Origin of the sequence: Allobosea sp. BH3, from assembly GCF_025499465.1 — a bacterium.
Lineage (GTDB): Bacteria > Pseudomonadota > Alphaproteobacteria > Rhizobiales > Beijerinckiaceae > Allobosea.
Genome location: NZ_JAIMCA010000005.1, coordinates 319697 through 342280, shown reverse-complemented (window position 1 = coordinate 342280; position 22584 = coordinate 319697). Strand labels below are relative to the sequence as shown.

General features: G+C 66.8%; 17 protein-coding genes. 4 read left to right on the top strand and 13 right to left on the bottom strand.

Annotated elements, in window-relative coordinates:
* Window positions 1–149 precede the first annotated feature (149 nt).
* Window positions 150–818: an HAD hydrolase-like protein gene (locus BoBH3_RS18270; RefSeq protein WP_262332264.1), complete on the top strand. Its 669-nt coding sequence runs from the start codon at window positions 150–152 to the stop codon at window positions 816–818.
* 304 nt (window positions 819–1122) lie between these two features.
* On the opposite strand, the gene BoBH3_RS18265 is transcribed toward BoBH3_RS18270, so the two are convergent.
* From BoBH3_RS18265 to BoBH3_RS18235, 7 genes are all read right to left on the bottom strand, one after another.
* The gene (locus BoBH3_RS18265) at window positions 1123–1995 is read right to left on the bottom strand and encodes an ABC transporter permease (RefSeq protein ID WP_262332263.1); all 873 of its coding nucleotides are present in this window, start codon (window positions 1993–1995) and stop codon (window positions 1123–1125) included.
* A gap of 165 nt (window positions 1996–2160) precedes the next feature.
* Window positions 2161–3207, bottom strand: a complete 1047-nt coding sequence (locus BoBH3_RS18260) for an ABC transporter substrate-binding protein (protein WP_262332262.1) — start codon at window positions 3205–3207, stop codon at window positions 2161–2163.
* A 34-nt stretch (window positions 3208–3241) separates the two neighbouring features.
* Window positions 3242–4300: an ABC transporter ATP-binding protein gene (locus BoBH3_RS18255; protein WP_262332261.1), complete on the bottom strand. Its 1059-nt coding sequence runs from the start codon at window positions 4298–4300 to the stop codon at window positions 3242–3244.
* A gap of 37 nt (window positions 4301–4337) precedes the next feature.
* Window positions 4338–5153, bottom strand: a complete 816-nt coding sequence (locus tag BoBH3_RS18250) for an ABC transporter permease (RefSeq protein ID WP_262332260.1) — start codon at window positions 5151–5153, stop codon at window positions 4338–4340.
* A gap of 181 nt (window positions 5154–5334) precedes the next feature.
* A complete protein-coding gene (locus tag BoBH3_RS18245) occupies window positions 5335–6570 on the bottom strand; it encodes a metal-dependent hydrolase family protein (protein ID WP_262332259.1) in 1236 nt (411 codons plus the stop codon).
* A gap of 133 nt (window positions 6571–6703) precedes the next feature.
* A complete protein-coding gene (locus BoBH3_RS18240) occupies window positions 6704–7939 on the bottom strand; it encodes a metal-dependent hydrolase family protein (RefSeq protein WP_262332258.1) in 1236 nt (411 codons plus the stop codon).
* A 28-nt stretch (window positions 7940–7967) separates the two neighbouring features.
* On the bottom strand, window positions 7968–8561 hold the full coding sequence (locus tag BoBH3_RS18235) for a TetR/AcrR family transcriptional regulator (protein ID WP_262332257.1): 594 nt from the start codon (window positions 8559–8561) through the stop codon (window positions 7968–7970).
* Here BoBH3_RS18235 and BoBH3_RS18230 point away from each other — a divergent pair.
* Entirely contained in the window at window positions 8551–8760 is a 210-nt protein-coding gene (locus BoBH3_RS18230; protein WP_262332256.1) for a hypothetical protein, read from the top strand. The two genes, BoBH3_RS18235 and BoBH3_RS18230, sit on opposite strands and share 11 nt — an antisense overlap.
* A gap of 166 nt (window positions 8761–8926) precedes the next feature.
* Complete coding sequence (locus BoBH3_RS18225; protein WP_262332255.1) at window positions 8927–9910, top strand: D-2-hydroxyacid dehydrogenase; 984 nt, start codon at window positions 8927–8929, stop codon at window positions 9908–9910.
* 24 nt (window positions 9911–9934) lie between these two features.
* Here the strand turns inward: BoBH3_RS18225 and BoBH3_RS18220 are convergent, their stop codons facing one another.
* The 5 genes from BoBH3_RS18220 to bglX form a co-directional block, all read right to left on the bottom strand.
* Entirely contained in the window at window positions 9935–10954 is a 1020-nt protein-coding gene (locus BoBH3_RS18220; protein ID WP_262332254.1) for a LacI family DNA-binding transcriptional regulator, read from the bottom strand.
* A gap of 7 nt (window positions 10955–10961) precedes the next feature.
* Window positions 10962–12257, bottom strand: coding sequence for a phosphopyruvate hydratase (eno, locus tag BoBH3_RS18215; RefSeq protein ID WP_262332253.1), 1296 nt, complete (start codon window positions 12255–12257; stop codon window positions 10962–10964).
* On the bottom strand, window positions 12254–13261 hold the full coding sequence (locus BoBH3_RS18210) for a phosphotransferase (RefSeq protein WP_262332252.1): 1008 nt from the start codon (window positions 13259–13261) through the stop codon (window positions 12254–12256). The genes eno and BoBH3_RS18210 overlap by 4 nt, the downstream gene beginning before the upstream one ends.
* 457 nt (window positions 13262–13718) lie before the next feature.
* A complete protein-coding gene (locus BoBH3_RS18205) occupies window positions 13719–16280 on the bottom strand; it encodes a methyl-accepting chemotaxis protein (RefSeq protein WP_262332251.1) in 2562 nt (853 codons plus the stop codon).
* Window positions 16281–16571: 291 nt separating this feature from the next.
* Window positions 16572–18974, bottom strand: coding sequence for a beta-glucosidase BglX (bglX, locus tag BoBH3_RS18200; protein WP_262332250.1), 2403 nt, complete (start codon window positions 18972–18974; stop codon window positions 16572–16574).
* Window positions 18975–19325: 351 nt separating this feature from the next.
* Between bglX and BoBH3_RS18195 the strand changes: the two genes are divergently transcribed.
* Window positions 19326–20882: a glucan biosynthesis protein G gene (locus BoBH3_RS18195; RefSeq protein WP_262332249.1), complete on the top strand. Its 1557-nt coding sequence runs from the start codon at window positions 19326–19328 to the stop codon at window positions 20880–20882.
* 114 nt (window positions 20883–20996) lie between these two features.
* Here BoBH3_RS18195 and hemN read toward each other — a convergent pair whose 3' ends face one another.
* Entirely contained in the window at window positions 20997–22340 is a 1344-nt protein-coding gene (gene hemN, locus BoBH3_RS18190; protein WP_262332248.1) for an oxygen-independent coproporphyrinogen III oxidase, read from the bottom strand.
* Window positions 22341–22584 lie beyond the last annotated feature (244 nt).

Here is a 22584-nt window from a genome sequence, read left to right as displayed (position 1 = left end):
CGCTATGAGTCCTTCGGCGGCTACCATCTTGCCCCCGGCGCAGGCAGGTGCTTCCCTGCCGCAGAGTGTCATGCACGAAGGGCAGAGGGACGGGCGCGGCGTTGATCAGGCACAGATCTTGCGAGATCGGCGCGGACAAGTTTGAGGCCATGATGGGCCAGAAGCGCCTGGTGATCTTCGATTTCGACGGAACTCTCGCGGACAGCGTGGAGTGGTTCTATCGCGTCCTGAACGAGGTTGCCCGCCGTTACCGCTTCCGTGAGACGACGCCCGAGGAGCGCGAAGAGCTGCGGCGCCAGACCCCGCTGCAGATTCTCGATTCGCTGGGCGTTCCGAAATGGAAGGTCCCGATCATTGCGCAGCACCTGCGCGGGCTCGCCGCGCGGAACCTGGATCAGATCGAGATCTACGGATGGGTGGCCCAACTGCTGGGCGAGCTGAAGGACGAGGGGCTGTATCTGGCCGTCGTCACCTCCAACACCGAGGAGAACGTTCGCGCAATCCTGGCGGATTCGGCCGCCCTGATCGACATCTACGAGACGGGCTCCTCGCTTTTCGGCAAGTCCACGAAATTCAAGCGGGTGCTCAAGCAGCTGAAGCTGTCTTCGGCGCAGGCGATATCCGTCGGGGACGAGGTTCGCGATGTCGACGCCGCGCGGCGGGTGGGCATCGATAGCATCGCCGTCGGCTGGGGACTGTCGCATCCCGACGCGCTGACCGCCGCGAATGCGGGCGCGCTGGCCAAGACGCACCACGAATTGTCGGCGTTGCTGCTGGCCCGGCAGCGCTTGTTCAGTGTCGGTGCGTCGGCTCGATAGCAAGGGGCCGCCGGCCGCGAGCCCGGCTCAGAACGCGATCAGAAGACCTGAGGGATCGCGGCCGTGGGGCGCAGGCTGACCGAGGCGATGAGCGCCAGGTTGAACGCCACGGCGAGCCAGAGCCAGAAGTCCAGGGTCATGCGGTGCTGCATCGGATCGATACTCCCGTCCTGACGAGATAATCCGATGCCGTGAGGCTCGTTCCGCAATCCGAGGCATTTGGCTCAAATGCCTCGGATCATGATGAAGAGAACGTTACCGCGATGGAGGCGCCCCTCCCCCGCGAGACCACTGCGCTGACAGCTCAGCGATAGCGACGCTGGACGATGAGATGGGCTGCGACCGTCAGCAGAATCGTCGCCGTCATCAGGATGAAGGAGATGGCCCCGCCGAAGGGCCAGTTGTTCTGCTGCGCGAACTGGCCGTAGACCAGCGGCCCCATCATCTGGAACTTCGGCCCGCCGAGCAGCACGGGCGTGGCATAGGCGTTCATCGCCAGGATGAAGGTCAGGATCGTGCCGGCGAGGATGCCGGGCAGCGCCAGCGGCCAGAGCACGCGACGGAACATCGCGGCCGGATTCGCGCCGAGGCTGAAAGCCGCTTCCTCGACATTGCGGGGGATGCCCTCGATCACGCTCTGCAGCGAGAGCACCATGAAGGGCAGATTGACCGCGATGATGCCGATCAGCACCGCGACCTCGGTGTACATGATCTCGAGGGGCTGATCGATCAGCCCAAGCCCGGTCAGCGAGGCGTTGAGCGCGCCGCGGCTGCCGAAGGCCGTCATCCAGCCGGCGGCGCGCACGGCGTTGCCGACGAAGAGCGGCAGCACCACCGCGATGACGAGCAGGTTCTTGAAGCGGCTCTGCGTGCGCGCCAGCACATAGGCGAGCGGGAAGCCGAGGATGAGACAGACCACCGTGCAGATCACCGCGACTCGCACGGTGCGGGCGAGCACGTTGAGATAATAGGCGTCGGTGAAGAACTTGACGTAGTTCTCGATCACGAACGCATCGACCATGAACTGGCCGGGCACGAACTTGTTGAGCGAATAGCGAAACAGGATCGCCAGCGGGCCGATGAGCATGACGGCGACGAAGAACGTCGCCGGCACGACGAGCAGGCCGGCGAGGTTCGTCCGGGCGCCGGCCACGGCTTCGGGAGCGCTCGTGCTCATGAATGGAGTTCCTGAAGCGCGCGGTTGACGTGGCTGGACCGTTCGCTAGCGCGAGCCGAGTGGCGCGGCTTTCGAGAACCGGAGCGCAGCGGACATCTGTCCGTGAGCACCGGAAGCGCAGAAAGCCACGTCAGGCGGCCGCGATAGTAGAACGGGCGAGCCATCTCAGGCCTTGAAGACCTTGTCCCACCACTCCTTCATCGCCGAGTCGTTCTTGGCGAGGAAGCCGTAGTCGAGGTCGCGGAGCTTCTTCTCTTCTTCCGGCGTGAAGCCGATGCGCTTCTGCAGCGCCGGATCGACGTTGAGGCCCGTGACGGTGCCGTTATAGCCCATGTCGACCGCGAAGGCCTCCTGCGGCGCCTTCTCCAGCATCGCGTTCATATAGGCGTAGGCATTGTCCTTGTTCGGCGCGTTCTTCTGGATCACGAAGCCCGAGACATAGGCCGGGATGCCCTCGACCGGCGAGACGGCCTCGCAGGGGATGCCGGCGTTCTGCCACTGCACGACGCGGGCCTTCCAGATCGCGCTGATGCCGATCTCCTCGTTCTTCATCGCGGCGGCGAAGGCCTCGTTGGTCGGATAGACGCGGGCGCCCGCCTTCTTGACCGCCATGAGGACTTCTTTGGCCTTCTCCATGTCGTTCATGTCCTTGCCGCCGGTGGCGGCCATGGAGGCAGCGATCATGATCGACTGATACTGGATGTCGATGAAGCCGATCTTGTTGCCGTGCTTGGGATCGAGCCAGTCCTTGAAGCCCGTCGGGGCCGGGCTGATGATCTTGGGATTGTAGATCACCACATTGCCCGAATAGATATGCCCGATGCCGTAGGGATACTTCATCGTCGGCAGCAGATTCTTGGCGTTGGGAATCTTCGAGAAGTCGAGGGTCTCGATGACGCCGGCCTCGTTCATCTCGTACATGTTGGCGGCCGAGAGGCCCTGGATGTCGACCGTGCCGCGCGGCAGGCGGCGTTCGGCAACCATCTTGGCCCGGCGCGGCGCATCGCCGGCCTGGTCCTGAACCACTTCCATGCCCTTGGGCTTCAGGATCGGGTCCTCGATGTTCTTGGTCAGCAGCCGGGCATAGTCACCGCCCCAGGTGCCGACGACGACGCGGCCAGCGGATTGCGCCAGAGCCGGCGTGCCTGCGGCAGCGGCGAGCGCCACCGCACCTGCTCCCTTAAGAAGCTCGCGCCTGTCGAATTTAGTCATGATCGTTCCCCTGTTTTAGGACGCCGAACGGGACTTATGCCCCGCGCGGATAGACGAGCCCGGCGTCTTCGGCCCAGCCTATCGAAATGCTCTCGCCCGGCTTCGGCTCGATGAGCCCCGCCCGGTTCGGAATCTGCAGCAGCATGCGGTCATGCTCGTCGAGCGAAACCTGGATGTCGAGCAGCGCACCGAGGTAGGAAGCGTGCTCGACCCGCGCGGTGAAGCGGTTGGGCAGCCCCTCGACTTCCGCGCCAACGGCGATCCGCTCGGGCCGCAGCGCCAGCGTCGCAGGGCCGGGCACCGAGGCGGCGGCGCAGGCGATGTCGAGCCCGCCGGCCGTCCTGAAGAGGCCCGGCGCGGTGACCTCGCCATCGAGGAAGGCGCTGCGCCCGATGAAGCCGGCGACGAAGCGGTCGGCCGGCCGCTCATAGAGCTCGCGCTGGGTGCCGATCTGGCGCACCTGGCCCTTCTCCATCACGACGAGGCGGTCCGCCATCGTCAGCGCCTCCTCCTGGTCGTGCGTCACCATGATCGTGGTGAGTCCGAGCTTGCGCTGCAATTCGCGGATCTCCACGCGGACCTCCAGGCGCAGCTTGGCGTCGAGGTTCGAGAGCGGTTCGTCGAGGAGCAGCACCTTCGGCTCCATCGCCAACGCACGAGCCAGCGCGACGCGCTGCTGCTGGCCGCCGGAGAGCTGGCGTGGATAGCGTTCATCGAAGCCGTTCAGCCGGACGAGACGCAGCGCCTCGGCGACACGCGGGCCGCGCTCGGCCTGCGGCACCTTGTGCATCTCCAGGCCGAAGGCGACGTTCTGCGCCACCGTCATGTGCGGAAACAGCGCATAGCTCTGAAAGACAAGGCCGCAATGGCGCTTCCAGGGCGGCAGATTGGTGACGTCCTGCTCGCCGATGGTGATGCTGCCAGCGGTCGGCGGAATGAAGCCGGCGATCATGCGCAGCGTCGTCGTCTTGCCGCAGCCCGAGGGGCCGAGCAGTACCAGGAACTCACCCTCGGCGACGGAAATATCGACGTCGTCGACTGCAATGAAGTCGCCGTAGATCTTCTTCAGATGCGAGATCGAGAGACGTGCCATCTTAGGATCTTGCCATCGTTAGGATCTTGCCATCGGTTCAGACCACCCGGCTCAGTTTGACATAGCGGTCGGTCACGATCATCGCGACGCCGATCAGGACGATCTGGATCAGCGAGGCCGCCGCCACCGTCGGATCGATCTTCCATTCGAGATATTGGAGGATCGCGATCGGCAGCGTCGTACGGCCGGGCCCGACGAGGAAGAGGCTCATCTCTAGATTGCCGAAGGAGGTCACGAAGCCGAACAGCGCCGCCGCGACGAGGCCGGGGCGAATGCTCGGCAGCGTCACCCGCCAGAAGGTCGTGAACGGGCCGGCGCCGAGGTTCTGCGCCGCCTCCTCGATGGAGCGATCGAAGCCGACGAGGCTCGCCGTCACCAGCCGCACGACCCAGGGGATCACGACGAGGCTGTGGGCGGCGACGAGCCCGAGGAGCGAACCCAGAACGGGAATTTCCGTCGCGATCTCGATCTCGATCTGGAAGACATAGGTCGCGGTGCCGAGCACGATGCCCGGCATCACCAGCGGCAGCAGCAGCAGGGTGGAGACGCCCGGGCCGAGCGGGATGCGGTGGCGCACGAGGGCGAGACTCGCCGGCACGCCGAGGGCGAGGCCGATCAGGGTCGCCGCGACGCCGACCTGCAGGCTGAGCAGGAAGCCGTCGATGAAGGGCTTGTTCTTCGCCGCCGCCGCGAACCACTGCAGCGAATAACCCTCCGGCGGGAAGGAGGGAATCTCCTGCCGGAAAAAGGCGAGCCAGGTGACGAAGATCAGCGGCATCAGGATGAAGCCGAGCGAAAGCCCGGCCGCGCCGTTCAGCGCGTAGCGCCCAAGCCGCAGCGAGCCGGCGCTCACGCGCCCGCTCCTGCCCGGCGGCTCGAGCCGGTTTCGCGATCCATCCTGTTCGACATGAAGGCCAAGGCCACTTCCTCGTTCGCCTCGAATTCTGCGATGCAACTTACAAACAGTGAAGCCTGTTTTTCTCTCATGCGAGCCCAGCCATGAGGCAGCCTGCAATTCAGGAGCATTCCTGGCTTCAGTGCAGGGTGTTCTTGTAGAAGGCCCCTCCCTTCACAATCGCCGCCAGATGCCTGCCCTGGTCCTGGAACAGGCCGAGATCCTTCAGGGGATCTCCATCCACGAGGATCATGTCGGCGAAGGCGCCGGCCTGCAACGTGCCGAGCTTGCCCTCCATGCGCAGGATCTGGGCACCGACCGTCGTCGCCGAGCGGATGATCTCCAGCGGCGAGAGCACCTCGCGGCGCAGCAGGAACTCGCGCGACTGATCGACCTGAAGTTGGCCGAGCAGATCCGAGCCATAGGCCACGGGCACGCCGGCGCGCTTGCAGATCTCCAGCGAGCGCAGGCCACCGTCGATGACGAGGTCGTTCTTGGCCAGCATGTCGCCGGTCATGCCGAACTCGGCCGCCCGCTCCTTCATCGCATAATAGGCGACGAGGTTGGCGGTCAGGAACATGTTGTTCTCCGCCATCAGCTTGGCGGAGGCCTCGTCGATCAGGTTGCCGTGCTCGATCGCGCGCACGCCGCATTGCGCAGCCCGCGTGATCGCCTCCGGCGTATAGGCGTGGGCGCAGACATAGCGGCCGAAGGCCTTCGCCTCCTCGACGGCAGCCTTCACCTCGTCGACGCTGAACTGCATCGAGTCGAGCGGATCGTAGGGGCTGGCGACGCCGCCGGACATCATGATCTTGATATGGTCGGCGCCGAGCCGCATCTGCTCGCGGGCAGATTTGCGCACGGACGAGACGCCGTCGGAGACGTTCATCGTATAGGCCATGGCGTTGCAGCAATGGCAGCGCGCGCCGAAGTCGGTGCGCCGGCGCGGGTCGCTGTGGCCGCCGGTCGGGCCGATGGCGGCGCCGGCGATGAACAGGCGCGGGCCTGCGACATCGCCCTTCTCGACCGCTTCCTTGATGCCCCAGTCGGCGCCGCCGGTGTCGCGCACGCTGGTGAAGCCGCGGTCGAGCATGCCCTTCATCAGCCGGACGGCGCGCGCCGTCATCAGCGTCAGCGGCATGCTCTCCATGGTGCGGATATAGACTTCAGAGAGGAAGACATGGACGTGGCTGTCGATCAGCCCCGGCATCAGCGTGCGCCCGCCGCAGTCGATCACATCGGCCTTCGCCGACTTCAGCGGCTTGTCAGAGAGCTCGCGGATCGTGTCGCCCTCGACCAGAAGCTCGTAGCCCTGGCGCAGCTCGCCGTAGGCGGGTTCGAGCAGGGCGAAATTCTTGAAGTGGAACGCCGTCATGAGCCCTCTCCGAGCAAGCCGGCGCGGAAGCGACGCCAGCTCCGATTGACTGATATATGAGCAGGACTGACCCTGCCTGTCGAGTGTGCATTGCGAGCCGCGACGGAGGAGCCGCCGCGGCCCGATGGGCTCTTCAGTTCAGGCTGCTCCGCTTGACGAAGGCGCCGCCTTTCATGATCAGCGGCATGTGCTTGCCCTGACGGGTGAGCAGCGACAGGTCCTTCAGCGGATCGCCATCGACGACGATCAGGTCGGCATGGGCACCGGCAGCAACCGTGCCGATCTTGCCTTCCAGCTTCAGGAGCTTCGCAGCGATGAAGGTCGCCGAGGCGATGACCTCCTGCGCCGGCAGAGCGCGGCCGCGGATGACGAATTCCTCGGACTGGTAGCGGTGCATCTCGCCGAGCAGGTCGCTGCCATAGGCCATGGCGAGGCCCGCCTTCTTCATGATCGCGAGCGACTCCATGCCAGCCGAGCGGACGACATCGACCTTGGCCACCGAATCCGGCGGGAAGCCCAGCTTCGGCCCGTCCGAGACCAACTTGTCGTAGGTCACCAGCGTCGGCACAGCGACCGCGCCCTTGGCGGCGGCGAGCTTGGCGGTCTCGGGCTGGATCAGGTTGCAGTGCTCGAGCGAATGCACACCGGCCTCGACGCAGCGGCGGATGGCGTCGTCGGTATAGACATGGGCCGAGACATAGGTGCCGGCCATCTTCGCCTCCTCGACGATGGCCTCGAGCTCGCTCACCGAGAAGCCGTAGAAATGGATCGGATCGGTCGGCGAGGCGCAGCCGCCATTGGCCATGATCTTGATGAACTCGGCACCACCCTTGATCTCCTCGCGGGCTGCGCGGCGGACAGCTTCGACGCCGTCGCAGATGCGCCCGAGCGCACCGAGCCTGTGGCGCTCGATGACCGAGGGACGGTCGTCGTAGCGGCCGCGGAAGTCGGCATGGCCGCCGGTCTGGCTCAGCGCCTTACCGGAGATGACGAGGCGCGGCGTCGGGAAATGCCCCTCCTCCGTCGCCTGCTTCAACCCAAAATCGGCGCCGCCGACATCGCGCACCGTGGTGAAGCCACGCAGCAGCATCTCGCGCATGATCACGAAGGAGCGGGCGGTGACGAGCGAGTCGGGCAGGCGGGAGTTGAGGCCGAGATCGGCGACGCCGGCGACGACATGGACATGGGCGTCGATCAGCCCCGGCATCAGGGTCTTGCCCTTGAGGTCGACCACCTTCGCCTTGGCCGCGGTGACCGTCTTGCCGACCTCGCGGATCGTACCGCCCTCGACGAGGACGCTGGTGGGGGCGCCGGGTTCCGGCGCCGTGCCGTCGACGATGCGGGCATTGGTGAAGAGGGTTGAGGTCACTGTTCTGATCCTTCGGGCGGGCTCGATATCATCGGATTCGGGCGGCACTACCGGCCGAGGCCGGTTCAGCAGGCTCGATCGGGAAATGCTGGCGGACCTGCCCCTTCCAGAACTGCAGCAGGCTCGCGTAATAGACCGGGTCGTCCGGGCGCAGCACGGTCTGGCTGATCATGCCGCGTACGAGGCACATGGTGGCGTTCATCACCGTGCGGGTGTGGTTCGGCTCGGCGCCGGCGCGGGCGGCGAGCGCCGTCCAGATCGCATCGAGCCCGGCATGGAACTCGCGGACGGTGGGGATCAGATCGGCACGGAAGTCGTCGTTGTGGCGGGCCTCCGGCAGGAACTCCATCGTCACATAGAACAGACGGTCGTCCATCATCTGCCAGATGTAATCGACGATCTCGTCGCTGGAGCCGCCGCGCGCCATGAAGTCCTCGGCGAAGCGGTGCAGGTCGCGCGCCGTCTTGCTCAGCATCTCGGCGACGGAGGCACCGATGACGGCCTCGCGGCTGGCAAAGTGATGCGTCAGTGCCCCGCGCGAGACGCCGGCATGCCGGGCGATGTCCGAGGTGGTGGTGCGGGTGATGCCCTGATCATGCAGCAGGTCGATCGTGGAACTCATCAGCTTCGCCGAGGTTTCGGCGCTGCGCTCCTTCTGTGATCGCCGCTTGTTCATCGATGCGTTCGGGCCGCCCCTGTTCCGGGCGAGGTTCGCGCGGCTCTTGCAAACAAGCAAGGCTGTTTTTATCGCAAGGCTTCCCCGGCAAAGCTCGCCTTTTAGGCGCGGCAAAGGCTGGCTCGGATCGACGCGCGCGGATTGACGGCTCTTTTGATAACGAAAGAGACGATTCTGCCATGCAGCCGCGGCTGGCGCGCGGGTTGCTGGAGGCAGCGACAACCTTCGCACCTCTCGCCGAAACGGGCTGACCTCGCCCGCTTCCACCCCTAAAAGGCGGACGGGCGTTATCCGCCTACCAGGAGCCGACCATGCGTATCCACATCCAGAACCATCCCGACGACGCCAACCCGAAGATCAGTCTCGAGCAATGGCGGGACGCGGTGGCGCGTGCCGGCGACTGGGCGCGGGAGCTGGAGGTGAGCCTGGGCAGCAACGATGCGGAATTCGCGGCGGGGATCGCGGATGCGAAGGCCATGATCAGCGCCGGGCGCGTCGTCATGAACCTGCTGCCGGCCGTTCCTGCGCCCGCGCTGGAGCTGATCTTCGTGACCCATGCCGGCGTCGATTCGCTGGCGAAGGGCAATTACGTCCCCACGGGCGTGAAGCTTCTCAACAACAGCGGCGCCCATGGGGTGAAGGCGGCCGAATACGCGCTGATGGCCGTGCTGATGCTGGCCAACCATCTCCCCTTCTTCGGAGATCGGCAGCGCGAGGGGGTCTGGGATCGCAAGCTCGCATCATCCGTCGCCGGCCGGCGGGCGACGATCGTCGGGATCGGCGCGATCGGCGGCGCGATCGCGCAATGGCTCAAGGCCTTCGGCATGCACGTCACCGGCGTGCGCACGAGCGCCGAGCCGCATCCGCATTGCGACGCCGTTGTCGCCACCGACGATATCGACAGCGTCCTGCCGCAGACCGAGTTCCTGGTGCTCGTCGCGCCGCTGACGCCGCGCAGCCGCGAGATTTTGAACCGGCACCGCATCGGCCTGCTGCCGGCCCATGCCGGAGTTGTCAATATCGGCCGTGGCGAGCTGGTCGAGCAGGAGGCGCTGCTCGATGCCCTCGATGCCGGCAAGCTCGCCGGCGCTGTGCTCGACGTCATGATCCCCGAGCCGATCCCGCCCGGCCACCGCCTCTGGCGGACCCGCAACCTGACGCTGACCCCGCACATGTCGGCGGGCGATCCGCTGACCTACATGCCGCGCAGCCTCGACATCTTCCTGGACAACCTCGCGGCCTATCGCGCCGGACGGGCCCTGCCGAACCAAGTCGATCTGACGCGAGGCTACTGATCGGCGTCGCAGGAGCGCGCCGCCCTAACCTCGCCCGCTGACACGGAAGCTCAGCTTCGTCGGGGCGAGATATTCATGCGCCTCCAGCGGCCTGCCGCTGCTCAGGCGCTCGATCAGCCAGCTGCCGCAGCTCTGCGCGAGTTCCTCGATCGGCATCGCCATCGCGACGAGCCTGCCCGGCCACCAGCCGAAGGCGGGCTCGTCGCCGAAGGAGGCGACGGCCATCTTCCTGGCGTGCGGGTGCCTCGACGCCGCGAGCGCCCCGAGGACGGCGCCCGTGAGCTGCACGGCGCCGGTCACGATCGCGCTCGGCGGCTCATCCGCCTCCAACAAGGCTGTTGTCGCTTCGGCGCCGAAGCGCGTATCGGCCGGAGGCCCGAGGCACACCGTGGCCAGCGCCGGATCGAGCCCCGCCTCGGCATAGGCCTGCCGAAAACCAGCCAGCCGGGTGACGCCTGTCGAATAGCGCGCGACACCGCCGATATAGGCGATGCGCTTGTGGCCGCGCGCAATCAGGGCGGAGGTTCCGGCGCGCAGGCATTCCCTGTCGTCGATGCCGAACCAGATCGGCGCGAGCCCCTCGACCCGCCGCAGCAGCTGCACATGCGGAAAACGCGACAGGATCGCACGCGTCTCCGGCAGCGGCTCCGGCGTGGGCACGATCACGATGCCGGCGACGCGGGCGCTCGCCAGCTCGCGCACATGGCGCGCCTCGACTGCGGGATCGTCGGCGATCGAGAAGGCGAGCTGATAGCCGGCCTCGTCGCAACAGCGCGACATCGCATCGGCTATCGTTGCGTAGAAGCTGTTACGGATGTCCGGCAGCATTAGGCCGATCAGCCGGCTCGCCCCGCCCCGCATCATCCGCGCCGGCAGGTTCTCGACATAGCCGAGCCGGGCGGCCGCCTCGCGCACCAGCTCCTTGGTCCGGGCGCTGATACGCGGATCGTCTGCAAGGGCGCGGCCGACTGTCGAGACCGCGACGCCCAGGCTCTCGGCGACCTGCTTCGCCGTGACCATGCCGGGGCCGCGTGACGACGTCATGGAGCGCTCACCAACGCCTGGCTCCGGCGGGCAGGGCGGCCCAGCCGGCGAAACCGGCTTCGTCCGCGAGCTCCTCCTCGATGCGCAGGACCTCGTTCCATTTCGCCATGCGCTCGGAGCGGGTGAAGGAGCCGACCTTGAACTGCCCCGAATCCCAGCCCACCGCGAGGTGAGCGATGGTGACATCCTCCGTCTCGCCCGAGCGCGCCGAGACGATGGTGCCGAAGCCCGCCGCCTTGCCGGCTTCGAGCGCGGCGCGCGTCCCGCTCACGGTGCCGGACTGGTTCGGCTTGATCAGCACGGCGTTGAGCGCCTTCTCCCTCGCCGCCGCCTCGACCCGACCGGCGTTGGTGACGAGATAATCGTCCCCGATGACCTGGCAGCGGCTTCCATAGGCGGCAGTGAAGTCCTGGAAGCCTTGCCGGTCGTCCTCGGCCAGCGGGTCCTCGATGGAGACGATCGGGTAGGCATCGAGCCAGCGGCCGAGCAGCGCGATCATGCCGGCGGAGTCAAGCTCGCGCTGCTCCAGCGCCAGCTTGTAGACGCCGTCGCGACCGAATTCGGACGCCGCGATGTCGAGCGAGATCGCGACCTCGGCGCCCGGTTTGAAGCCGGCATTCTCGATCGCGCGCACCAACGTATCCAGCGCCTCCTCATTGGAGGCGAAGGCCGGCCAGAAGCCACCCTCATCGGCGACGCCCTGCAGCTTGCCGGCCTGCTTCATCAGCGTGCCTGCGGCGCGATACACTTCCGCCGTCCAATCCAGCGCCTGCGCGAACGACGTGGCCGCCGGGCACATCACCATGAAATCCTGCACGTCGACGCGCCGCGCCGCATGTGCGCCGCCGCCGAAGATCTGGATTTCGGGCAGCGGAATGCGAACCTTCCGCCCCTGAGACAGATATCGCCAGAGCGGCTGGCCGCTCGCGGCAGCCGCCGCATGCAGCACAGCCATCGAGGTCGCAACCACGGCATTGCCGCCAAGGCGGGCAAAGTTCTCCGTGCCGTCGAGCGCGATAAGGACGGCGTCGATCCCGGCCTGGTCGCGCGCATCACGGCCGGCCAGGGCCGCGGCGATCTCACCATTGACCGCTGCGACAGCCGCCGTGACGTCCAGGCCGCCGAAGGCTGTGCCGCCGTCGCGCTTGTCGACGGCCTCGCCCGTGCCGGTCGATGCGCCGGCCGGCGCGATGGCCCGCCCGCTGCGGCCGCCCTTCAGGATCACATCCGCCTCGACGGTCGGTCGCCCGCGCGAATCCCAGACCCGCCTGCCGCGCACCGCGGCGATCGTCGTATCCGTCATGCCGACACCTCCTCGGCCCAGGCGGCCCGTATCTCCGAAAGCCGCCGGGGCGGCCATGCCACGAGGGGCCGGGCGATGCGCCTGATTCGCTCCTTGTCGGCCTCCGCCGTGACATATTCGGCCGGAGACTTGCCGTCGACCCGTGCCAGGAACAGGGCTGGCAGCAGCCGGGCGATCCGCTCCTCGACAGCAGCCGGCGCCTCCCAGTTCACACCGGCCAGATAGGCCTGGGCCAGTGCGTCGAAGCAGGCCAGGAACTCCGCCCGCGCGGCCGGGGTCCACAGGCATTTCAGCAGCAGGTGGTTGAGGCAGAAGGCGAGGTCGAAGGCCGGGTCGCCATACCAAGCGCATTCAGCATCGAGGATCACGGGGCCGTCAGGCCCCACGAGGATGTTCTTCGGGCTGACATCGCCATGGACCAGCGTCAGCTTCGCGCAGAGCGTGTCGTGGGCCAGGGCCAGCAGCGGCCCAGACAAGTCGGCATGCACGCGCGCCGTGGCTTCGAGATAGGGCTCCAGGCGGATCGAGTGGAAGGTCTCTTCGTTGTCGAAGCGCCGCGCGATCTCGGGCGAGCCGGCCGTGCCGGCATGGATCGCCGCGATCGTGCGACCAAGCTTGGCCGCGAAGGCGGCATCGGCGCGCCCGGCGCGGAGCTCCTGCTTCCAGACGGGATGATCCGCCGGGTCGAGATAGCTCATCGCAAAGACGCCAGCCTCCGCATCGCTCGCCAGAATCTCGGGGACGACGCCAGGTACGATCCGCCCCGCCTCGCGCAGCCATTCGACTTCGCTGGCATTGCGCGACACCGGCGCGAGCCAGGTCTGGGCGACACGCAATTGCGGCAGCGCCTTCTTGACCGCGAAGACGCGGCCATCCGCCTCCACTTTCCAGATGTCGGAGGCGACGCCACCGGTCAGCGGAGTCAGTCGCGCCGCAGCGGGATCGGCCACGAGGCCGCTCGCGCGCAGGAAGCTCGGGATGATATCGTCGAAGGCGGCCGCCAATGTGAAGCCTCACACGCAAAGCAAACGATAGCGTCAGTTCATATCGAAACGAATTGCTATCGTTTGCGCATTGCCTCTGGGTCACAGGCCATGTCAATGCGCGGCGAGCGGTTCAGGAGCGCACCGCATTAGACTTTAGGCGAACATGTGCGTGTCTTCGCACAAGGTAATGCCTTGGCGGGGATCTTCCTGCCGAAATGCGAGGTCCGGACAGCGATCTGGTGGGCTCTGGCAGGTTGGCGAAGGGCTCGATCGGTGCGCTGGGAGAAGCACGCACCGCAGATCGAATGCGCGATCTCCGGAGGCTTTCCACGAGCGCGGCGAGCCCCTCGACTCAAGGTTGCCGACCTCACCTTCCAGCTTTTGTCGCCACCTATGAGAACGGCGCCCTTTCGGGCGCCGTCCGGTATCGTGGGGTAGGGAGAGCACCGGGCCGTGGTGGCTCCCGGCCCGGTTATCAGAACTCTTCCCAGCCGGCGTCATGGGCGCGGCCGTTGGCGACCTTGCGCGGCGCGGGAGCAGCCTTCGACTGGACGAAGGCGGCCTCGGCCAATTGACGCAGACGCTCGGGTTCGGAAGCTCCGGCCGCAGGAGTGGCGGCCTTGCCGGCGGCCGACCAGTTCGAGGTGCTGGCGCGCGGCTTCGCCGGGGCGGGAGCGACGGGCGCGCGCTGAGCCGGGGCGGCGTAGGCTGCCATCGGCGCGGCGACACTGCGTCCGCTCGTGCCATCGCGCCTCGTGCGGAAGGTCGCGACGAGGTCGTTGAGCTGGCCGATGCGGCCCGACAGCGAGCCCGCCGAGGCGGCGCTCTGCTCGGCCAGCGCGGCGTTCTGCTGGGTCATCTCGTCGAGATGCGCGACAGCCTGGCTCATCTCGTCGATGCCGTTGGCCTGCTCGCCAGACGCCGTCGAGATGTCGGCGATGGTGGTCGAGACCTTCTGCGAGGCCTCCAGGATGCGGGTCAGCGATTCACCCGCCTGACGCACCAGCTTGACGCCCTCGGTGACCTCGTTGTTCGACGACGAGATCAGGCTGGAGATGTCCTTGGCCGCCTCGCCCGAGCGCTGCGCCAGGGTGCGCACCTCGGAGGCGACGACGGCGAAGCCCTTGCCGGCATCGCCGGCGCGCGCCGCTTCCACCGCCGCGTTGAGCGCCAGCAGGTTGGTCTGGAAGGCGATGTCGTCGATCACCCGGATGATGTCGGAGATCTTCTGCGAGGCATCCTCGATGCGGGCCATGGCGGCGACGGCCTGACCGGCGATCACCCCGCCGGACTGCGCTGCGCTCATGGCCTCCTCGGCGATCTCCGTCGCCTGGCGAGCGGCCTGGGCCGAGGCCTTGACGGAAGCGGCGAGCTCCTCGGTCGTGGCGGCGGTCTCTTCCAGCGAGGAGGCCTGCTCCTCGGTGCGCTTGGAGAGATCGTCGGCGCCCATATTGATCTCGCGGGCCGCGAGGCCGACATCGGCTGAGGTGGTCTGGATCGTCGAGACGGTCTCCGAGAGGCGGTCGACCGTCTCGTTGATGGCGCCCTTGAGATCGGCGAACTTGCCGCGATAGGCGGTCTCGACCCGGTTGGTCAGGTCACCGCCGGCGATCGCCGACAGCGTCCCGGCGAACTCGGTCGTGGCGGAATCCACCACCGCGTTGATCTCGTTGATGCCCTCGACGAGCCCGCGAAGCGGGCCCTCCATGCCGCCGATCTCGGCTTTCCCGGAGAAATCACCATCGCGGGCGGCGGCAACGATGGTCGCCACTTCGGCGAGCAGCTTCTGGACGTGGGCAGCCTGCTCGGCATCGGCGAGCATGGCGAGCTCGCGGTCGCGCCGGTTCGTCTCGAGGGCGAGCGCGTTCTCGCGATAAGTCTCGAGAGCACCGCTGAGGGCGCCGATCTCGTCCGGCGAAGGCGGAGCCGGGATCGCCTGGGCGAAATCACCCTGCTGCATGCCATCGAGCGCAGTCTTCAGCGAGACGAGCGGGCGGGCGATACGGCGCTGCACGCCGCGCAGGCTCAGCACGCAGATCGCGAGCAGAAGCGTCAGCAGAACGCCTACGATGGTGAGCTTCGTCCAGGCCTCGGAGACCTTCTCGTCGGTCCGCACCAGCATGTCGTCGAAGGACTGGGTCACAGCCGCGACGATGGCCGTGAAGGGCCCGTTGCACTGCTTGGTCCACTCCTCGGCGCCGATGATGGGGCCCGAGCTCTGACCGAGCTTGCCGATCAGCTCATCCATCTTGCGGTTCGAGGCATCGACCTCGCCCGCCGCCACGCCGATCTTGCCGACGAGTTCGCTGCCGACGCCGGGCCGGCTGCCAAGCTGCCTGAGCTCGGCGAGCGCCGCGTTGGAGGAACCGCGCAGCTCGCCGAGCTTGCGAAGCTGGGCCGTGTCGAGCGGCTTGCCCGAGCCGAAGGCGGGGCGGAGCAGCGAGCACTGGGTGCCGTAGTTCGAGCGGACGTCCCAGCCCGAGGATTTGAACGCCTGCAAGTCGGCGAGGATCGGATCGGCGAGGCGCGCGGCGCTGGACGTGCTGTCCGAGGCTTTGACGAGAGCGCCTTCGATTGCGCCTACGCCGTTATACCAGGGCATGGTCGCGGCGAGGCTGCGCTGAGACTTGGGCTTCGCCGCCTCGGCATAGAGATCGCCCATCCTCGCGTCGGTGGCCTTCTGCTCCTGCGCAATGCCGGCGGCGAGCTCCTGGCGGTTCGGCAGGTCGGTTTTCAGGACGTTCGCGATCGCCTCTGCGATCCGGCTGCCATTGGCCTTCTCGATCTCCTTCAGCGTCGGCACCGGATCGTCAGCGACCTGGATGCTGGTCTGGGCCTGGCCACGCGCGGTGCGGATCGTGTTGCCGGTGAGGAGCAGGGCCTTGTCGGCGTCAACCAACGCGGCCAGGCGCATGTTGACGCGAAGATCCCCGATCGATTGCGCCGCCATATAGGTCAACGCTCCGATGCCAGGCACGCAGAGACAGGCCATCGTGGCCACAAGATAGTTCTGGATCGAAGCCGGGAAGAATTTCACGGGGAGGACTCACATGAAAAAGCAGCGACGCGGGCAAGTCCGGCCCGACGGCGCGCCGCACGGAACCTCTCCGTCCAGTTTTCGCCCGATTGATTAAAATTGAGCTTAAAAAAGTTTCAGGCAGCACAATTTTTCCTCGCCGACCGAACGTCGTCGAGCCGCGGGTCCGCAAAGGCCCGCGAAGCTGCTCGTTGATGTGTCGCCTGACGCAAACTCGCGGCGCTGACGCCATCGTCGTGCCGGAAGAGCCGGGCCGAGGCCACCGCCGCCGGGGGCGGTGGCCTGCAGCGGTCAGACGAGCTCGAAGCCCTGCTCCAGAACGTCGCGGGAATCGAGGCCGAGCTGCACGGTGAAGCGCCCGCTTTCGACCACCTCGCGCAGCTCGGCATTGACGAATTTGAGCTGATCCTCGCCGATCTCGAAGCGAACGACGCGGCTTTCGCCGGACTTGAGCGTCAGCTTCGTGAAGCCCTTCAACTCCTTCACCGGCCGCGCGATGGAGGCGTAGTTGTCGCTGATGTAGAGCTGCACGACGTCGGCACCCTCGTAGGCGCCCTCGTTGGTCAGCGTCGCCTCGGCTGTCAGCTTCTGGCCGCGGGAGATTCGGGCGGCGGAGAGCTTCAGCCCCGACAGGGTGAAGCGGCTGTAGCTCAGCCCGAAACCGAACGGATAGAGCGCGCCCTGCTCCTCCTCGAAATATTGCGAGGTGTAGTTGCCCGGCTTGCCCGGGGTGAACGGGCGGCCGATGCGCAGGTGGTTGTAATAGGTCGGGATCTGACCGGCCGAGCGCGGGAAGCTGATCGGCAGCTTGGCGGAGGGATTGTGGTCGCCGAACAGCACGTCGGCGATGGCGTTGCCACCCTCGGTGCCGGCATACCAGGTCTCCAGCAGCGCGTCGGCATTGTCCTTCTCCCAGCCGATGGCGAGAGGGCGGCCGTTCATCAGCACGACGACGAGCGGCTTGCCGGTGGCCTTCAGGGCCTGCAGCAGCTTGCGCTGCGAACCCGGCATCTCGATGCTGACGCGGCTCGAGGATTCATGCGACATGCCGCGCAGCTCGCCCACCGCCGCGATCACGACATCGGCCTGCTGCGCCACCGACACGGCCTCGGCGATCATCGCCTCGACGCTGCGCGGGTCCTGGATGACCTCGGGCTTGTCCCAGTTCAGATAGTTCAGGTAGTCGACGACCTTCTGGTCGTCGAGCACGTTGGTGCCATGGGCGGTGAGCAGTCGCGCCTTGCCCTCGATCGCCTTCTCGATGCCGGCCTTCAGCGTCACCGCCTGGGTGGCGACGCCCTGCGCCGACCAGCTGCCCAGGATGTCGAGCCCGGAGTCGGCCAGCGGGCCGATGAGCGCGATGGTCCCCTGCTTCTTCAGCGGCAGGGTCTGATTGCGGTTCTCGAGCAGCACGAGGGTCTCGCGCGCGATCGCGCGCGCCGGCTCGCGGTGGAGGCGGTCGTCGGCGCGTACGTCGACCGGATCGTCCTCCTTCTTGCCCATCCGCAGGAACGGATTGGCGAACAGGCCCATGTCGTATTTCGCGCCCAGCACCTCGCGCACGCAGGCGTCGAGCTCGGCCATCTTGATCTCGCCCGAGGCGACGAGCCCCGGCAGCTCCGCCAGATAGACCTGATCGGCCATGCTGAGGTCGATGCCGGCCTTGATGGCGAGCTTGGCCGCCTCACGATTGTCGCGCGCGACACCATGCCGCGTCAGCTCGGTGATGGCGCCATGGTCGCTGACCGTCACGCCCTTGAAGCCCCAGTCCCTGCGCAGCAGATCCTGCATCAGCCAGGTGTTGGAGCTCGCGGGCACGCCGTTGATCGAGTTGAGCGCGACCATGACCCCGCCCGCCCCCTCATCGATCGCGGCGCGATAGGGCGGAAGATAGATCTGATGCATGCGCAGCGGGCTCATATCGACCGTATTGTAGTCGCGCCCGCCCTCGACCGCGCCGTAGAGCGCGAAATGCTTGACCGCGGCCATGATCGTGTCCGGCCGGTCGGGCGAAGGGCCCTGGAAGCCCCGCACGCTGGCGCGCGCGCATTCGCTGACGAGATAGGGGTCCTCGCCGAAGCCTTCCGAGGTCCGGCCCCAGCGCGGATCGTGGCTGATGTCGACCATCGGCGCGAAGGTCATGTCGACGCCGTCGTTGCAGGCCTCGATCGCGGAGACGCGGGCCATCCGTTCGATCGCCGCCATGTCGAAGCTCGCCGCCAGGCCGAGCGGGATCGGGAATGTCGTGCGGTGGCCATGCACCACGTCATAGGCGAAGAAGAGCGGGATCTTCAGCCGCGAGCGCGTGACGGCGGCTTCCTGCATCGGCCGGTTGTCGCGCCTGACGACCGTGTTGAACGAGCCGGCGATACGCCCGGCCGCGATCTCCTCGACGATCTGGGCGAAGGGCATCTCCGGGCCGATGCTGATCAGGCGCAATTGGCCGACCTTTTCGTCGACCGTCATCTTCCCGATCAGGTCGTCGATGAAGGCCTTCTTGGTGGCCGGCCCCGATGCCGCCTTACCGCGGGGCGATGATGCCAGAGCCTCGTTCGCGGCTGCGACGGGCACAAGTGCCGCCGAAACCATCGCCCCGAGCGCCTGCCGCCGGGACAATCCGCCCTTTTCGATCGCGTCCATGCGCGACTCCGCCACCCGGTCGTCAGCGACCGGAACCCCGTTCAGATTGTCCATGCTGCTTTCGTTCACTTGGATTGAGATCGCCGGAGGCGGCGTGGGCGCAGGTCGAGATGGTCGGCGCTCATTCCTTGACCCTTGTGGCGATGATAGGCATTTGTGCTCTCGTCTGCGCTGCTACCAGCACATGACGGGCGTACCCATTTCCCCCGATACAGGCCTTTTAAAGGAGCTTCTGTGAATTTGTCGACCCGTTCCACGGCCGGACAGCGAGATCCGGCTCGACGCTTTTCGGCGTGGCGCCCGTCGGCCTCTCTCAGATGGGTATCGGCCCGGCGCAGGCCGGGCTTCGCGCGTCTCGCATCGGCGCTAGGGCTACTTGTCGCAGGCATGTTGGGTTCGCCGGCCATGGCGCAGGAACGCCCCGTCGGGTTCGGGCTGGAGGATGTGGTGGCGCGGGCCAAAGCGCTCGTGGATGCGCCTTATGTCGCGCCGGTCAGCAACCTGCCGGACGTCTTCAGCAAGATGCAGTTCGCCGACTACCAGAAGATGCAGCCGAAGCGGGAGCGCTTCGTCTGGACCGAGCGCGAGACGCCGTTCAAGCTCGCTTTCTATCATCAGGGCATGCAGTTCAATACGCCGGTGCGGATCAACGAGATCGTCGACGGCGCCGTGCAGGAAATTCCCTACGACCCCGCCCGCTTCGATTTCGGGGACCTGCATTTCGACCGCGAGCAGACCCGCAAGCTCGGCTGGGCCGGATTCCGGGTGACCTACCCGATCAATCGCCCCGGCAAGGACGACGAGATCATGAGCGTGCTGGGCGCGAGCTATTTCCGCGTCATCGGCAAGGATCAGATCTACGGCCTGTCGGGTCGCGGGCTCGCCGTCAACACCGGCCTGCCGGTCGCAGAGGAGTTCCCAGCCTTCCGCGAGTTCTGGATTCGCCGCCCTGCGACGCCCGACACATCGCTGGTTTTCTACGGCCTGCTGGATTCGCCGACCGCTACCGGCGCCTATCAGTTCACGCTGACGCCCGGCGCCGACACCGTGCTCGACGTCAAGTCGCGCGTCTTCATGCGTGCCGGCGCGAAGCCGCAGAATTTCGGCATCGCGCCGCTGACGAGCATGTTCCTCTACGGCCCGAACCAGCCCCCAGCCGCCCAGAACTTCCGCCCCGCCATCCATGATTCCAACGGGCTTGCGATCCATGCCGGCGACGATCGCTGGATCTGGCGCCCACTCAACAACCCACCGATGGTGACCGTCAGCTCCTTCGCGACCGCGAGCCCGAAAGGCTTCGGCCTGCTCCAGCGCGGCCGGGACTTCTCGCGCTACGAGGACCTGAAGGACCGCTACGACCTGCGCCCGAGCGCCTGGATCGAGCCGACCAACGACTGGGGCAAGGGCCAGGTCCGCCTCGTCGAGATCCCGACGGCCGACGAGACCAACGACAACATCGTCACTTACTGGGCGCCCGACGTGCTGCCGACGCCGGGGCAGCCGCTGCCCTTCGACTATCGCGTCCATTGGACGATGGACGAGCCATCCATCCTGCGCGACGGCCTGGCCTATGTCTGGCAGACCATGCGCGCCACGGGCGAGATCTATCAGTCCAACCTGATCCGCGCCCATGACGGCACGCTCGCCTATCTCATCGATTTCAGGGGCTCCTCGCTCGCCGATCTGCCGCCAGGCGCGGCGGTCTCCGCGCGGGTCGGCGCCAATGACAATGTCGAGATCGTGGGCACGGAGCTGCAGCCCAACCCCTCGATCAAGGGTTGGCGCCTCACCTATCGGGTCAAGGTCAAGGATCCGGCCAAGCCCTCGGAGCTGCAGGCGACCCTGGAACTCGACAAGAAGCCGATCACCGAGACCTGGACCGTCCAGCTGCCCCCCGCTCCGCCGGCGAAATTCGCCAAGGAGACGGAGCGCTACCTCAACCTGTTCAAGGTGATCGAGTAGCGGGCGGCGAGCGTCGATCGTGGCGCGTCCTATCGAACGCGGCCACGAGGATCGATCTCATTGTTATCGCATCGGATTTTCCGAAGAGTGGATTCCACTCTTCGGTCCGCTGCTCTAGACGGTCCGGCTGAATTGCCGCGGCGGGCCGTCCAGATGCGCGTCGAAGGCCGACGCCACCTTGCGGACGAAGAGCCGCGTCTCATCCGGCAGGCGCACGCGGCTGCCGTCGAAGCTGACCAGCCCCTCCTGCGCAAGTTCGCCGAGCTTGCGCAGCGAATGTGAGAGAATCCGCCGGTCGACGGGATGCCGGGCGCAGACGGCGTCGACATCGACCGAAAGGTCGCACATCACCCGTTCGATCAGCTCGGCGCGGAGCCGGTCCTCGGGCGTCAGCCGATAGCCCTTCGAGATCGGCAGAGAACCATTGGCGATCTGCTCGGCATAGCGGCCGACCACGACCTCGTTCTGGACATAGCCCTGCCCCAACCGGCCGATCGCCGAGGCGCCGAGGCCGATCAGCGCCTCGCACGGGTCCGTGGTGTAGCCCTGGAAATTCCGGTGAAGCTGCCCCCCTGACAGGGCCTGCGCCATCGCGTCGCCCGGCAGGGCAAAATGATCGAGCCCGATGCGGACATAGCCGACCTCAACGAGACGGCGCGCCATGGCCTCGGCCTGCTCATGCCGCGCCTCGCCATCCGGCAGCTCGGCCGTTGCGATACGACGCTGATGCCTCTTGAACTCCGGCACATGGGCGTAGCCGAAGATCGAGAACCGGTCCGGGCGCATCGCCAGGCATTGCTCGATCGTATCGAGGCAGGATTGCAGCGTCTGCCGTGGCAGGCCGTAGATCAGGTCGAAGCTGATGGCGTCGATGCCGGCCTTGCGCAGGCCGGCCACGACCGCCGCGGTCTGCTCGACGCTCTGGACGCGGTTGATCGCTTGCTGCACGGCAGGGTCGAAGCTCTGCACGCCGAGGCTCGCACGATTGACGCCGGCCGTGGCGAGCGCCTCCATCATCGCCGGATCGAGCCGGCGTGGATCGATCTCCACGGCGATCTCGGCTTGGCGGTGGATCGCGAAGCGCCGACGCAGCACGGCGACGAGCGCGACGAAATCGGCCGGATCGAGGATCGTCGGCGTGCCGCCGCCGAAATGGATATGGCGCACGTCGAGCGGTGCGGAGAGCTGCTCCGCCACGAGCGCGATCTCGCCGCGCAGCGCCGCCAGATAGTCGATGATCGGGCCGTTGCGCAGCGCAAGCGTGGTGTTGCAGCCGCAATACCAGCACATCGAGCGGCAGAACGGCACATGCAGGTAGAGCGATGTCGTCGTCCCCGCCGCGAGCGATTTCAGCCAGCCGGCATAGCTCTGCGCGTCGACGCCGGGATTGAAATGCGGTGCGGTCGGATAGCTCGTGTAGCGCGGGAGGCGCTCGTCCCGATAGGGCGCGGCCTGCATGGCGCGGCTCCGGTCAATCGTTGTCCAACGACGGCCTGCATAGCGTGTCGAAACGCGCCCATCTTTGATTTGGTGCAAATGTGGAAATGGGCTGCACCAGGCCTCGGTCGGCCGCCCCCAACTCGCCACGAACGCGGCGGAACAATGGCAGGCCTTGGGTCGTTCCCTCTCGCGATACCACGGAGGCGACCATGGGAATTCTGGAGATCAGCATCGTCCTGGCCTGTGCTTCGGCCATCGGCTT